The sequence below is a fragment of the Paracoccus sp. (in: a-proteobacteria) genome, from assembly GCF_030538655.1.
In the GTDB taxonomy this organism is placed as follows: domain Bacteria; phylum Pseudomonadota; class Alphaproteobacteria; order Rhodobacterales; family Rhodobacteraceae; genus Paracoccus.
In genome coordinates this window covers 72,589-85,763 of record NZ_JAUNTO010000006.1, presented here as the reverse complement: position 1 = coordinate 85,763, position 13,175 = coordinate 72,589, and the positions used below count along the sequence as shown (strand labels likewise).

The following is a 13,175-nucleotide window of genomic DNA, read 5'->3' as shown; positions in this document are numbered from 1 at the left end:
AATGTCGTGGATGGTTATTCCATTATGTCGCGGCGTCCAGCGCATTTGACACTTTCCCCTGCGGCATGGCCGTGAAATGATCCGCCGCCATGAGGGACAGCGCACGGATCATTCTGGTGACAGGCGGTGCCCGGTCGGGCAAATCCGCCCTGGCCGAGCGTCTGACCCTGCGTCACTCCGGCCCGCTGCTGTATATCGCCACGGCATGGGCGGGTGATGGGGAAATGTCGGCGCGGATCGCCGCGCATCAGGCCCGTCGCGGTGATCGCTGGCACACGGTCGAAGAACCGCGCGATCTGGACGGTGCCTTGGCGCGGGCGGACAGCGGCGGTTTTGGCGCGGTGTTGGTCGATTGTCTGACGCTGTGGCTGGCCAATTGCGACAGTGCGCCGCCGCTGGAGGCGCTGTGTGCCCGGCTGGTGGCGATGGTAACGCCGGTGGTGCTGGTCACGAATGAAATCGGCGGCGGCATCGTGCCTGCCGACGCAGGGGTGCGGGCGTTCCGCGATGCGCATGGCGCGATGAATCAGGCCGTGGCCGATGTGGCGGATCAGGTCTGGCTGTCGGTCTGCGGTCAGCCGCTGCGGATCAAACCGGGAAGGAATGATGATGAGCTTTGACCAAGACAGCGCCGCGCAGGCCCGCACGCGGCAGGACAGCCTGACCAAGCCCCCCGGCTCGCTTGGCCGGCTCGAGGATCTGGCGGTGTTCATGGCGGGCTGGCAGGGTCGCGACCGCCCCCGCGTCGACCGCGCGCAAGCAATTGTTTTTGCTGGAAATCATGGGGTGTGTGCGCAGGGCGTGAACCCGTTTCCGGCCGAGGTTACCGCGTTGATGGTCCGCAATTTCAACGCCGGTGGCGCGGCCATCAATCAGCTTGCGCGGCTGGCAGGGGCCGATCTGTCGGTGGTGCCGCTGGAACTGGACCGGCCGACCGCCGATTTCACCCAAGGCCCCGCCATGGGGGCCGGGCAGGTGATCGAGGCGATGGCCGCCGGGGCCGATGCCATCACCCCGGATGCCGACGTTCTGATTCTGGGCGAGATGGGCATCGGCAATTCCACCGTGGCCGCCGCGCAGGCTGCCGCACGCTTTGGCGGGACAGCGGCGGATTGGGTCGGCCCCGGCACCGGCGCGACGGGCGAGACGTTGGCCGCCAAGATCCGCGCCGTGGATGCCGGACTGGCGCGGCACAAGGACGCGCACACCGCCGAACAGCTGCTGCGCGCCTTTGGCGGGCGGGAACAGGCGGCGATCTGCGGCGCGATCCGGCAGGCGCGCGAACGGGGGATTCCGGTGATCCTCGACGGCTTTATCTGCACTGCCGCTGCTGCCGTGCTGACCGCAGATGACCCCGCTGCGCTGGACCACTGCCTGATCGGCCATGAAAGCGCCGAGCCGGGCCACCGCCGCCTCATCGCCGCGCTTGGCAAACAGCCGGTGTTGTCACTGGACATGCGGCTGGGTGAAGGCAGCGGTGCTGCCGTGGCGCTGCTGGTGCTGCGCGCGGCGCTGGAATGCCACAACGGCATGGCCACCTTTGCCGAGGCAGGCATTGGCTGATCTGCGCGCCCGCTTGTGTGACTGGTGGCATCAGGCGCTGCTGGCGATCGCATTCCTGACCCGCTTGCCGGTGGCCGGGCTGCTGCCTGCGCAGATCATTCCGCTGTCCTCTGCCGCCTGGGCGTTTCCCCTGGCGGGCGCGCTGGTGGGCGGGGCAGGGGCCTTGACGCTGATTCTGGCCGTCTGGGCCGGACTGTCACCGCTGGCGGCGGCGCTGCTGGGGCTGGCGGCGATGATCCTGACCACCGGCGGTCTGCACGAAGACGGGCTGGCCGATTACGCCGACGCAACTGGCGGCACCACCCGCGAACGCCGGCTGGAAATTATGCGCGATTCGCGGATCGGCAGCTATGGCGTGCTGGCGCTGCTGATCTCGGTCGGGCTGCGGGTGGCGGCGATGGCGATGGTCGCGCCGCTGGCGCTGATCGGTGTGGCGATGCTGTCGCGCGCGGGTATGGTGGTTGCCATGCGCGCGCTGCCCCCGGCCCGCACCGACGGGCTGGGCCATGCCGCCCGCCGCCCCGCGCGCAGGGCGGTCGGGGCGGCGGTGTTGCTGGGGCTGGCGGGCTTGCTGCTGACCACGGGCGGGCAGGGTGCGCTGCTGGCGTTGACCTGTCTGGCCGCGCAGGCGCTGACCGCGTGGCGCGCCGTCAGGCTGATGGGCGGGCAGACCGGCGATGTGCTGGGCACGATCCAGCAAACTGGCGAAATTGCTACCCTGATCGCACTGATGGCCCTGACCGGGCACGCGCAGTCCTGACGGGATCGCCATTTTTCTTGACCGGAATTGACCATTCCTTCATATCCCTCTGATACGAATTGGTCAGAAAAGCTGACCGGGCATTGCCTAGGGGCAAGCCAGCGTTGAAGGGGGGAGAGAACAATGGGTGGCCTTCTGGCCCTTTCCAGCGGCATTGACCGCATCAACACCGTGATCGGGCGCATGGTATCGTGGCTGATCCTGATCGCCGTTCTGGTCAGTGCCGGAAACGCGATCATTCGCAAGATGTATAACATCTCGTCGAACGCGTGGCTGGAACTTCAGTGGTATCTGTATGGCGGCGCCTTTCTGCTGGCCGCAGCCTATACGCTGAAGGAAAACGAACATATCCGCATCGACATCCTGTATGGCCGGTGGAGCAGGCGGACACAGCACTGGATCGATCTGATCGGCCACACGCTGTTTCTGACGCCTTTCGTCATCGTGTCGCTGTATTTCATCATTCCGTGGTTTCAGCGGTCCTATCGCTATCAGGAAATGTCGATGAACTCGGGTGGGCTGATCCTGTGGCCCGCCAAGGCGTTGCTGCTGGCCGGGTTCATTCTGCTGCTGGCGCAGGGCATTTCGGAAATCATCAAGAAAATCGCCGTCATGCGCGGCGTGATCGAAGATCCCGCCCCCTTCGTCAGCCATCACGAGGCCGCCCTGGCCGAGGGCGAGGCAATGGCGGCTGAAATGGCCGACCCGAACCATCCGGCCGCTGATCTGAACATCAACAACCCACTGCACGACCCACAAGGAGACACGCGCAAATGATGGAGCTTATTGCGCAGAACATGGCGCCGATCATGTTCGTCTCGCTGATCGTGTTTTTGCTGTTCGGCTATCCGGTGGCCTTTGCGCTGGCCGCGAACGGTCTGTTGTTCTTTGTCATCGGGGTTGAACTGGCACCGCTGTCGGGCGGCAATATCTCGTTGGACTGGAACCTGTTGCGGGCCTTGCCGGATCGCTTTTTCAACGGGGTCGTCTCGAACGAGACATTACTTGCGGTGCCATTTTTTACCTTTATGGGCATTGTCTTGGAAAAGTCCGGCATGGCCGAGGATTTGCTGGACACCATCGGCCAGTTGTTCGGCCCGGTGCGGGGCGGTCTGGCCTATGCGGTGGTGATCGTGGGGGCGCTGCTGGCGGCAACCACGGGCGTTGTCGCGGCCTCGGTGATCGCAATGGGCATGATCTCGCTGCCGATCATGCTGCGCTATGGCTATGACCGCAAGATCGCCTCGGGCGTGATCGCGGCGTCGGGCACGCTGGCGCAGATCATCCCGCCGTCGCTGGTGCTGATTATCATGGCCGACCAGTTGGGCCGCTCGGTGGGCGACATGTATAAGGGCGCGATGATCCCCGGCTTGGTGCTGGCCGGGCTGTATATGGGCTATATCTTCCTGCTGTCGATTCTGCGCCCGAACGACGTGCCCGCCCTGCCGAAAGAGGCGCGGACGCTGGGGTCCGGCGTCACCTCGCTGCTGGTGGCCTTGGTCGCGGGGGCGGGCATCATGTATGCCGCGCATCATTACTTGTATCCGACCCAAGGCAACAACGCCGATATTCTGGGCGGCGCAGTGGCGGTGGCGGTGCTGTATCTGGTCGCCATGACCGAACGCGAGGGCTGGCGCTTTATCGTCAAGGCCGCCATCGCGGCGATTGCCGCCTATGCCGGCTGGCTGATGTTCGGTCACAACCTGATCGGCCGCATGGTCGAGCCGCTGTTTGGCGGTCACGGTACCGGGTCGCTGCTGGTCAGCCTCTATATGTCGGCAGGCGTCGCCGCCGCGGTCTTTTGGGCGCTGTTCCGCGTTGCATCCGGTGTCATCGACTTTTCAGTGATGCCCGAACGCGGCCTTGGCGTCATGAGCCGTCTGGCCCAGCAGGTCATCATCGTTCTGGTTCCGCCGCTGGCACTGATCTTTTTCGTGCTTGGCACGATTTTCCTTGGCTGGGCTACCCCGACCGAGGGCGGGGCCATGGGCGCACTTGGCGCACTGGTTCTGGCGGCCGCCAAGGGGCGGCTGACCTTTGATGTCGTCTCTCAGGCGCTGACCTCGACCACGCGGCTGGCGGCCTTTGTGATGTTCATTCTGATCGGGGCGCGGGTGTTCTCGCTGACCTTTTACGGCGTGAACGGGCATCTTTGGGTCGAACATCTGCTGGTGTCGTTGCCTGGCGGGCAATACGGGTTCCTGATCGTCGTCTCGATCCTTGTGTTCTTCCTGTCGTTCTTTCTGGATTACTTCGAACTGGCCTTCATCATCGTGCCGCTGCTGGCTCCGGCGGCGCAGGCGGTGGGGATCGACCTGATCTGGTTCGGCGTTATTCTGGCGGTAAACATGCAAACCAGCTTTATGCACCCGCCCTTTGGCTTTGCGCTGTTCTATCTGCGATCCGTGGCCCCACGCGTGCCATACAAGGATCGGGTGACGGGCAAGATGATGGCTCCGGTCACATCGGCGCAGATCTATTGGGGTGCGGTGCCGTTCGTGGTGATCCAGGTTATCATGATCGGCATCGTGATCGCCTTCCCCGGCATGGTGATGCATTACAAGGGCAAGCCGGTGGACAGATCCAATGTGCAGATGGAAATTCCCGGCGCATTCCCGACCGGCGGTGCCCTCTCACCCTTTGGCGCGCCAGCGGGCGGGACATCGGGCGGCGGCATCGGCTTTGATGGCGCATCGCCCTTTGGTGCACCGGCAACGCCCGCCCCATCTGGCGGCGATTCCTCCGGCGCAACCGCCGCGCCATCAGCCCCGGCCCCCGGCGGCCTGTCGCCCTTTGGCGCACCGCCGCCAGGGCTAAGCGGCAACTGACCGGCGATTGCCAACAACAGAGAAAGGGGCAGGGGAATACTCTGCCCCTTTCTTGTCGTCTAAAGCGGTGGGAACAAAACCCTTGCCGAACGCGCAAAGCTGTCTGATCGCTGACGATGAGCAGTAACGGACGCAGGCAGAGAAGGGATGAGCCTGATCCCGCCATCGACACGCGTTCTTTCGGCGCACAAGGCGCGCGGCATATGGCAGAGAGTTCGATACTGCACTGTCAGTGATGGCTATCCCGCAGGTCGCCGCTGTCTGCGGCCGGAAAAAGCCGGGCATGGGGGGCGTGCAAGACCTGGGCCCGCGCGTCCTTGGATATGCCGCTTTGATTGGCACCCGATCCGCCGTCGCGACCCGTTGCACGGCGGTCCTCTCGTGCCGCACCGATGTGGTTGTCGGGCAGCACTTTCAAGACATTTATACGGCTGATTTCAATCAAAAAATCTCACAGATCGGAAAACCGGAAAAGGGCTCGCGCTGGCACCTCTGCGCCGCTGCGGGTTGATTGTCACCGTGCTCATTCCGGGCGTCTGTGGACGCCTTGCCTTCGGTCAAGTCCTATCCCGCATCATGCGGCTAGCCTGATTCGCGACAGAAAAGGACGCCCATGACGGCCGATCACCACTCAACCGATATGCGGCGCTGCCCGCGCCCGATTGTCTTTGCCTTGCGGTCTGTGCCACTGCCGCTGCTGGGGATGACGCTTGGCCGGTTTGCAGCGCGGATTTCAGCACAGTGTCCGGGGTTGTTGCGCCGCCTTGGCAACTATGCCAACTGCAAGGTTCTGATCGATCCGACCGATTTGCCCTTCACACTGCTGATGGAGCCGTCGAACTGGCCGCGCATCACCGCCCACCGCTGTCACGCGCCGCAGGCTGATGCCCGGATCGCCGGACCAATGGTCGCGCTGATCGGGATGCTGCACGGCCAGTTTGACGGCGATGCGCTGTTCTTTTCCCGCGACCTGACCATCGAAGGCGACACCGAAGCGGTTCTGGCCCTGCGCAACGCGCTGGATGATGCCGAACTGGACCTGACCGAAGAACTGGCGCAACTGTCTGGCCCCTTTGCGCAGCCGCTGCGCCGTCTGGTCGGCGTGGTCGAGAAAATCAGCGGTCTGCCTTTGCACCGCGCCGAGCAGGAGGGTTGGGCATGATGGAACTGGTTTGCCCCGCAGGCACCCCTGCCGCCCTGCGCGCCGCTGTCGATGCAGGTGCACATACGGTGTATTGCGGCTTTGCCGATGACACCAATGCACGCAACTTTCCCGGCCTGAACTTTTCCCTCGAGGAAATGGCCGAAGGTGTGGGTTACGCCCATGCGCGCGGCTCCAAGGTGTTGGTGGCGATCAACACCTTTCCCCGCGCCGGGGCAGGGGAAATCTGGCACCGTGCCGTCGCCAATGCCCAAGTCGCCGGGGCGGATGCTGTCATTCTGGCCGATCTGGGCTTGCTGGATTATGCTGCCACCCACCACCCCGACCTGCGCCGCCATCTATCGGTGCAGGCCGCCGCCGCCAATTCCGATGCGATCAATTTTTATACTGAGACATTCGGCGTGCGCCGGGTGGTGCTGCCGCGTGTGCTGACGGTCGATGAAATCCGGGCGATCAACCGCGAAATCGACGTGGAAACCGAGGTGTTCGTTTTCGGCGGCCTGTGCGTGATGGCCGAAGGACGTTGTTCGCTGTCGTCCTATGTCACCGGCAAATCGCCCAATATGAACGGTGTCTGCTCGCCCGCCAGCCATGTGGTTTACAGCGAGGAAGCCGACGGGCTGCGGGCGCGGCTTGGCGGGTTTACCATCCACAAGACCCCTGCCGGGCATCCGGCACCCTATCCGACGCTGGCCAAGGCGGGCGTCACCGCGCTGAAGATCGAAGGCCGTCAACGCTCCCGCGCTTATGTGGCCGAGGTCGTGCGCACCTTCCGCGTCGCGGTCGAGGCCGAGGCGGCAGGCCAGCCGCTGCCCGTAGGCGTGCTGGCCCGGCTGACCGAAGGACAATCCGCCACCACTGGCGCTTATACCAAGACATGGAGGTAACGCCATGGACCTGACCGTCGGGGCCAACCAATTCTTCTGGCCCGCTGATACCGTGCGCGCCTTTTACACTGACATGGCAGCCAGCCCCGCCGCCCGCGTGGTTCTGGGCGAGTTGATCTGTTCCAAACGTCTGCCGTTCTGGCAAGACGAAATTCCCGGCGCGATTCAGACTTTGCAGGATGCCGGCAAACAGGTCGCGCTGACCACACTGGCGCTGATTACCCTCAAGCGCGAACGCAAGCAGACGGTCGAGCTGATGGATATGGGCCTGCCGGTCGAGGTGAACGACCTGTCTGCGCTGCATCATGTGCCGCAGGGGCTTGAAATCTAGGTTGGGCCGCTGGTGAACGTCTATAACGAAGGCACACTGGCGTTTCTGGCCCGGCGCGGGGCAACGCGCGTCTGCCTGCCGCCGGAACTGCCTTTGACCTCGGTCGCGGCGCTGGCCGCGACGGGGCGTGATCTGGGCGTCGCGATCGAGGTCTGGGGCCATGGCCGCCTGCCGCTGGCGGTATCCGGGCGCTGTTATCACGCGCGGCTGCATGACCGCGCCAAGGATAACTGCCAGTTCGTTTGCGGCGATGACCCGGACGGGCGCGATGTGGAAACGCTGGACGGCCAGCCGTTTCTGACCGTGAACGGCATTCAGACGCTTAGTCAGTCCACCGCGACGATGGCCCATCACATTGTCACATTGCGCAACGCAGACGTGGCGTCGCTGCGCCTGTCACCGCAAAGCCGCGATTTTTCCGGGGTCGTGCGCGGCTATGACGATCTGCTGGCCGGGCGGACGGATGCCGGTGCGCTGACCAAGTTCCTGCGCGGCTCGGCCCCACTTGGAGGGCTGTCCGATGGCTTTCTGACCGGCAGTAGCGGCGCGGCGTTTACAGCGCACAGCACAACCTGACAATCGTAGGATCAGGCCGGATCGCGGGTGCGAGACGTTTCCACGTGGCTGCGACAGATGTGCGGGGCAGGGCGATCACAGCGTGCCTGCCTTTCGGGAAGCTGGCAGAGATATATGGCTGGCATCCCACCGAATGACCGAGTTCTGCGCGATCCGTTTGCAGAGCACAGGCTGGTCAGGGACGGCGCGACCCAAGCTTAAGCGAGCTTTGCAGAATGGCGGACACTGGTGCATATGATTATATGATAATCCGTAAAGTGGAACTCCAACCTTCGGAACGCAACATGTAGAACACACCACCACATGCGGCGGATTGTCAACGGGGAAGAGGAAGGAATTGCGGAAGATTGTTTCATTTCGTTCACAATCCGCAACCTTGTGTCTTATGTGCAACAGTTTCGTCACGGTTGCGGCGCATGTGGACAATCCCCGAAAATCCTTTGCCCCATGATAGGCAGTCTTTTCGGGGATTGCCCACAAGCAATGCCAGGTCAAGACTTATTGCACCACGGGATGAAAGGCCGGGAACCGCCGCCGCCCACGTTACTTTCAGGACGCTTTTTGCAGTGGGGTCGATCTTTTTGCAATTTAAGCTGTCCGGGCTGGCCCATGTCCTGACGGACGGGCCGCTTTGACAAGGCCGCTTGAACCGTAGGAGCGGGCGTGTCCGTAGAGACCCGCGCACGTTGGGAAAGGTTATTACGTGACCGCTGATAAACGGTATCGGGGAGAGCGTCCGCCAGCTTTTGCAGGGACCGCCCCACATTGAGCGTTGACCGGCTGGTGCCAGTCTTTTCACGGGGGACGCGCGGCACCTTGTTTACAACAGGCGCAGCAGGGCGGGGGGCGACAGGTTGCGGGGCGCTAACCGTCACCGGATTTTCGTTTCCAGATTTTCTTTTGCGGGACATATTCCAATTCCTCTTTCGGATACCACTTGCCGTTTTCATCTTGCCGAAGGATGCCAGAGGGCGACCTATCAAGCAGATCAGTTATAAATTTAACATACTTTCGATCTTTCTCAAGCATGACAAATACATCATCGCGCTCTTTCATCTCACGATATTGCAAGAACGCCTCATGCAGAACCTCGAAAGGTTGCGCGTTGAGGAATTTAAGAACTCTGGCCCGCTCATGTTTTTCGAATGTCTTAAGAACCCATTCGGACATGTGTTTTTTTCGCTCGGGGTCTTGCGTAATTGCATTGAGATAATCCCGGCGCGTCGCGCCTGTCATCATATAAGATTTATTCCGATCACAGCCGGGTGGCATATAATCAAATGAATAAGGCAATACATCAAGTTCCCTCGCTTTTGCGGCTTTCCGAGCAAACCATTCAGCGCCGATTGCCGGCTTTTTGCTCAAGGAGAACCACGCATTGTTTTTATCTTCGGAGAGAAGATATTTGCATACATAACGTATGCTTTTTTCAGATATAGACCAATCCGCCTTAATGTGGCCGTGCGGCCATTCGCGAATGTGGCATATCTGTTTTTGCGGTATTTCACGGCAGAAAGCGGCTTCGTGTGTCTGATAACCCGGAGCGATACCATTGCCCGGCTTTAGGTCGGTAAAGAACAATATCGCATGGAAATGCGCCCGACCTTTCAATTCGCCATACTCGCCAGCGACGAAATACCTGACTTTGTGACCCGACTTGCGAAGCATTTTCATAAACAATTGAAAATGACGTGGTTGAAGGATGATGTCTGCCAAATCATCGCGCGGGGCATAGGTCAGCGTCAGAACGCAAACCTCGCTGGAAGTCTGAGCCTCAGCCATGCAGCGCCCAACGTAATCGTTCACGCGGTTTTTGGCACATCGCCAGCACTGGCGGCAAGCCACCGGCTGTTTTTCCCACTTAGGCCCGGTCTGGACCCAGATAAAGCTAGGGTTAATGCACATATGACCCGTGGTCCCTGTCGCGTCGGTGTCACTAAAAGGATATACCCATCAAGTAGGGCATTCCCCGCCCCCGAGATCAAGGATCATCGGGGGCGGGGGCCAGCCCCAGCAGCGCGCGCACAGCGAACATTCGTGCTAACTGCAAAAGGGAACTGGCATTAGAGGACCGCCCGCCAGAAAGCGTTCTGGCGGTCGGAGCGAGGCTAAGAGCAGTGCTCTTAGAGGAAGAAGATGATAATCAGCAGAATGATTATTACATACTTCATGGTTTCTTATGCCTCAATATCCATCGCGGAGTGCGGCGGATGGTTTCTGTTTTCGGCATCGGGCGCAGCCTCTGCCGATAGTCCATGATTTCCCAGTGAGCGGGATCATACAAGGACTTGAATTCACCGCCCCATGTAAGGCGCAGCTTCCTATCTTTCGGAAGTTGCGCGTTGACACGATCAAGAGCAGCCATGCCGAGCATGTGGATCACGCGCCATTCGTTTTCCGTCAGGTTCCAGTGATAGACGCCATGCACAATGTCCACGGCTTCACCAATATTGTGCGCAGAGCGCCCGTAGATGGCCTTGGAGCGGCCCTCCGAGAATGCCTTCTCTTGGGTCGCCTTGTCACGCAAGGCACTGTGAACGTAGAGCGGAACGCCCCGCTTGCGAGCATACTCTTGGAACAGAGCAGCCCAATATTGAAGGCGGGGATCGACAAAGGCCCAATCGGCCCGGTCAAGCTGGCGCAAATAAGTGTTGGACAAGAAATGCCCCGGCGCGCGCAGGCGAGCAGGAGCCGTCCAAACCGGATCAGGGGGAAGATCGAATACCCGATCCGCCCCAGACGGATCAGGGTTTTCAGCGAGAGCGGCGCGATAGATGGCTTGGGGCGTCCTAAGACGCCCCGCCATCAAAGCTTGTAGCCATGATGCAAAGTGTTTCATGGCGCGGGCGGATTGTTCGCGACGTTCGGATCGTTCGGCGCGTCGTCCATGTCATCGGGGAAGCCGTCACCATCATTGTCAATCACGGGCGGAGAAGCGGCTTCCTTCATTTCGGCCAGCAGCGCCGCACGTTCCAGATCGAACAGGCGGCGAGCCTTAAGCACCTCATAGAGCATCCCGCTTTCGTCAGGCATACGGTCCACATTGGTGTAAACCTCTGGATCAAGCTCTTCGACAACGCCATCATCGCGGAAGGAAACGAGGATGCCGACATTGGTTGAAGCAGCGGAAGAACAGAACCCGAGTTTCAACTCAATGTCCCCCGGAGGGAATTCCAGATCAAGAAAGCGCCCACATTCAATAGGGAGCATCGAGCGGATTTGCGGATTGCCCGGATCACGATAAAGCACCACGCTGACCAGAACAGGTTCGGCGCTGCGAATACTGATGGGACCACCACCAAACTTAAGAATGGTCTGGTCATCAGGCAGTCGCATATCGGCCAAATCCGAGAACGTCCCATCAGGGCGACGATAGACATACCATGTCATGGTAATATCAGAGACGGGCATCAGGCTTGCTCCACAGCTTTGTAATCGTCAGAGTTTTCGACCAGCACATCACCGATCTGGGTCAAGCCCACGATGGACAGAGAGTGCCGACAGACGCATTCAAACGCAGGACCGCGTTTATCCGAGAACACATCGTGGGGGAAATTGATCGGCGCGAGGAAATGACTTTCCGTGAACTTCGGATCGACCAATTCAGTTTGCCAGATAGCGGAACGCGCCTCTTTCCAGCCGGAACCCGGCTTGGGCGAGTAGAACACACCGCCGAGCCGCGTATAGTCACGGTTCCACTTCATGTTCATCGGCTCATAGCCATACAGCCCCTTGGGCTTTGTATGGCGGGCGTCGATCCGGCTGTTTTCCACAAGATCGACAGGTTCGACCCGCTGCACGTCTCGAAGGGCGTTCGGCAGATCGTCCGGCGTGTCCATGTGAAGGAACGGATCGGAGGACCGTTCATAGATACGTTCCGGCAGGACCTCGACCGTCACAATGAACATGCCGCCAGTTTCCTGTTGCGGAATGTTGATGGACAGTTGCGCAGAAGCACGACCGCGCGTGACCGATTTAGACAGGTTGGCGGCGTCCGTTGCGAAACGCTCAGCAAAGCCGATAGGAACACGGCGGCTGTCAAGCAGCCACGGGCGTTTGAACTGTTCCTCGGGAACCTCAAGGCCCTGCATCAGATGCGCGATAATCACATCATCATTCACGAAGCCGGTCGGATCGTTGCCAGCATAAGCCGTGCGCATCTTTGCGAAGGCTTGGGTTTTCCGCGCCATGTCGATGTCGGCCAGCGTGGTGGTCATCCGCTTGCCGGTCATTTCCGCGAAAATACGCGGGATGCCGGTATCGGTCATGTTCACGACCATGCCTTGATTGGTTTCATCAACGTTCATCCATTTCGGATAGGTCACGTTGAAGCCCCGGCTGTCGCGGACCTTGATGGACGACTTATAGACGCCTTTCGTGCCACCGTTACTATTGCCAAAGCCGACAACAGGCATACGACCGGCAAGCACATCGAGATCAAGAGCGCCGAGGACCAACGCACGTTCGTAATCCGGTACCACCGAGGCGAAACGCCCGGACGGCCAGAAGGCGCGCGGCAGATCGGTTGCAACATCAAGATTTTCCGCCGCATAGGGACGGCGTTTCAACTTGGACGTATGAGCCGCCAAGCGGAAGTTATAGATCAGGATGAATGCGTCGATCAGATCGCAGTTAATCGGCTGGTTATCAACGCAGTGGATACCCAGCGTCTTGAACATCATCGATTTATTCACGATGGCACGGTTTGCCGTGCTATTGGCCGTAAAGAAGTATTTCGGCGGGTTGCGATCAGCCTGTCCAAGCGCCTTGATCTTTTCACCGGTGAACGAATGCATCAATTCGTCACGGCCCGCGAATTGCGGGAAAGCAGTTTTGGGAACAAACCACGCTTGCACGTTGGCATGAACCGCATTCAGAAGCGGGCGCGGCATATCGCGCAATTCAATGTCGATGCCGACCTTGCCGGATGCACTGTCACCGGGCAGAAGCGGAGCATAGGCAACCGGAACGACACGGGCAGCGCGGCCCGAGGTCATAAGCAAGCTGTCGTCCTTACGGACGGTCCGATTGAACTTAATCGGAGTAGTAGATTGACGAGCCATAGGCT

Annotated in this window: 14 protein-coding genes; 10 read left to right on the top strand and 4 right to left on the bottom strand. The window is 60.6% G+C overall.

From position 1 onward, the window contains the following. The first annotated feature begins 89 nt into the window (after positions 1 to 89). The 10 genes from cobU to Q4G22_RS15700 all read left to right on the top strand — a co-directional run bounded on the left by cobU (position 90) and on the right by Q4G22_RS15700 (position 8,107). Positions 90 to 620 (top strand): bifunctional adenosylcobinamide kinase/adenosylcobinamide-phosphate guanylyltransferase, encoded by a 531-nt coding sequence (gene cobU / locus Q4G22_RS05965; RefSeq protein ID WP_303384986.1) that lies wholly within the window; start codon positions 90 to 92, stop codon positions 618 to 620. Further along, entirely contained in the window at positions 607 to 1,563 is a 957-nt protein-coding gene (gene cobT, locus Q4G22_RS05960; RefSeq protein ID WP_303384985.1) for a nicotinate-nucleotide--dimethylbenzimidazole phosphoribosyltransferase, read from the top strand. The genes cobU and cobT overlap by 14 nt, the downstream gene beginning before the upstream one ends. Next, positions 1,556 to 2,323, top strand: a complete 768-nt coding sequence (locus tag Q4G22_RS05955) for an adenosylcobinamide-GDP ribazoletransferase (protein WP_303384984.1) — start codon at positions 1,556 to 1,558, stop codon at positions 2,321 to 2,323. Before cobT ends, Q4G22_RS05955 begins: the two co-directional genes overlap by 8 nt. Before the next feature lie 123 nt (positions 2,324 to 2,446). Next, positions 2,447 to 3,100 (top strand): TRAP transporter small permease subunit, encoded by a 654-nt coding sequence (locus tag Q4G22_RS05950; protein WP_303384983.1) that lies wholly within the window; start codon positions 2,447 to 2,449, stop codon positions 3,098 to 3,100. Then, positions 3,097 to 5,151: a TRAP transporter large permease subunit gene (locus tag Q4G22_RS05945; protein ID WP_303384982.1), complete on the top strand. Its 2,055-nt coding sequence runs from the start codon at positions 3,097 to 3,099 to the stop codon at positions 5,149 to 5,151. The genes Q4G22_RS05950 and Q4G22_RS05945 overlap by 4 nt, the downstream gene beginning before the upstream one ends. 235 nt (positions 5,152 to 5,386) lie before the next feature. Continuing rightward, a complete protein-coding gene (locus tag Q4G22_RS05940) occupies positions 5,387 to 5,662 on the top strand; it encodes a hypothetical protein (protein WP_303384981.1) in 276 nt (91 codons plus the stop codon). 102 nt (positions 5,663 to 5,764) lie between these two features. Beyond that, positions 5,765 to 6,313 carry an SCP2 domain-containing protein gene (locus tag Q4G22_RS05935; protein ID WP_303384980.1) on the top strand — a complete coding sequence of 183 codons (549 nt, stop codon included), beginning with the start codon at positions 5,765 to 5,767 and terminating at the stop codon, positions 6,311 to 6,313. Continuing rightward, positions 6,313 to 7,200, top strand: coding sequence for a peptidase U32 family protein (locus Q4G22_RS05930; protein WP_303385061.1), 888 nt, complete (start codon positions 6,313 to 6,315; stop codon positions 7,198 to 7,200). Before Q4G22_RS05935 ends, Q4G22_RS05930 begins: the two co-directional genes overlap by 1 nt. Before the next feature lie 4 nt (positions 7,201 to 7,204). Continuing rightward, the gene (locus Q4G22_RS15705; RefSeq protein WP_368661461.1) at positions 7,205 to 7,531 is read left to right on the top strand and encodes a hypothetical protein; all 327 of its coding nucleotides are present in this window, start codon (positions 7,205 to 7,207) and stop codon (positions 7,529 to 7,531) included. A gap of 12 nt (positions 7,532 to 7,543) precedes the next feature. Beyond that, positions 7,544 to 8,107 carry a U32 family peptidase gene (locus Q4G22_RS15700; protein ID WP_368661460.1) on the top strand — a complete coding sequence of 188 codons (564 nt, stop codon included), beginning with the start codon at positions 7,544 to 7,546 and terminating at the stop codon, positions 8,105 to 8,107. Positions 8,108 to 8,971: 864 nt separating this feature from the next. Here Q4G22_RS15700 and Q4G22_RS05920 read toward each other — a convergent pair. The 4 genes from Q4G22_RS05920 to Q4G22_RS05905 all read right to left on the bottom strand — a co-directional run bounded on the left by Q4G22_RS05920 (position 8,972) and on the right by Q4G22_RS05905 (position 13,170). Continuing rightward, on the bottom strand, positions 8,972 to 9,913 hold the full coding sequence (locus Q4G22_RS05920; RefSeq protein WP_303384979.1) for a hypothetical protein: 942 nt from the start codon (positions 9,911 to 9,913) through the stop codon (positions 8,972 to 8,974). A gap of 361 nt (positions 9,914 to 10,274) precedes the next feature. Beyond that, positions 10,275 to 10,913, bottom strand: a complete 639-nt coding sequence (locus Q4G22_RS05915) for a M15 family metallopeptidase (RefSeq protein ID WP_303384978.1) — start codon at positions 10,911 to 10,913, stop codon at positions 10,275 to 10,277. Between the two features lie 29 nt (positions 10,914 to 10,942). Further along, the gene (locus tag Q4G22_RS05910) at positions 10,943 to 11,518 is read right to left on the bottom strand and encodes a hypothetical protein (RefSeq protein ID WP_303384977.1); all 576 of its coding nucleotides are present in this window, start codon (positions 11,516 to 11,518) and stop codon (positions 10,943 to 10,945) included. Further along, on the bottom strand, positions 11,518 to 13,170 hold the full coding sequence (locus Q4G22_RS05905) for a hypothetical protein (protein ID WP_303384976.1): 1,653 nt from the start codon (positions 13,168 to 13,170) through the stop codon (positions 11,518 to 11,520). Before Q4G22_RS05905 ends, Q4G22_RS05910 begins: the two co-directional genes overlap by 1 nt. Positions 13,171 to 13,175: the final 5 nt, after the last annotated feature.

Bases quoted from the DNA above. Each gene is read 5' to 3' on its own strand.
- cobU (WP_303384986.1), top strand. From the start codon at position 90: ATGAGGGACAGCGCACGGATCATTCTGGTGACAGGCGGTGCCCGGTCG.
- cobT (WP_303384985.1), top strand. From the start codon at position 607: ATGATGAGCTTTGACCAAGACAGCGCCGCGCAGGCCCGCACGCGGCAG.
- Q4G22_RS05950 (WP_303384983.1), top strand. From the start codon at position 2,447: ATGGGTGGCCTTCTGGCCCTTTCCAGCGGCATTGACCGCATCAACACC.
- Q4G22_RS05945 (WP_303384982.1), top strand. From the start codon at position 3,097: ATGATGGAGCTTATTGCGCAGAACATGGCGCCGATCATGTTCGTCTCG.
- Q4G22_RS05940 (WP_303384981.1), top strand. From the start codon at position 5,387: ATGGCTATCCCGCAGGTCGCCGCTGTCTGCGGCCGGAAAAAGCCGGGC.
- Q4G22_RS05935 (WP_303384980.1), top strand. From the start codon at position 5,765: ATGACGGCCGATCACCACTCAACCGATATGCGGCGCTGCCCGCGCCCG.
- Q4G22_RS05930 (WP_303385061.1), top strand. From the start codon at position 6,313: ATGGAACTGGTTTGCCCCGCAGGCACCCCTGCCGCCCTGCGCGCCGCT.
- Q4G22_RS15705 (WP_368661461.1), top strand. From the start codon at position 7,205: ATGGACCTGACCGTCGGGGCCAACCAATTCTTCTGGCCCGCTGATACC.
- Q4G22_RS05915 (WP_303384978.1), bottom strand. From the start codon at position 10,913: ATGGCGGGGCGTCTTAGGACGCCCCAAGCCATCTATCGCGCCGCTCTC.
- Q4G22_RS05910 (WP_303384977.1), bottom strand. From the start codon at position 11,518: ATGCCCGTCTCTGATATTACCATGACATGGTATGTCTATCGTCGCCCT.
- Q4G22_RS05905 (WP_303384976.1), bottom strand. From the start codon at position 13,170: ATGGCTCGTCAATCTACTACTCCGATTAAGTTCAATCGGACCGTCCGT.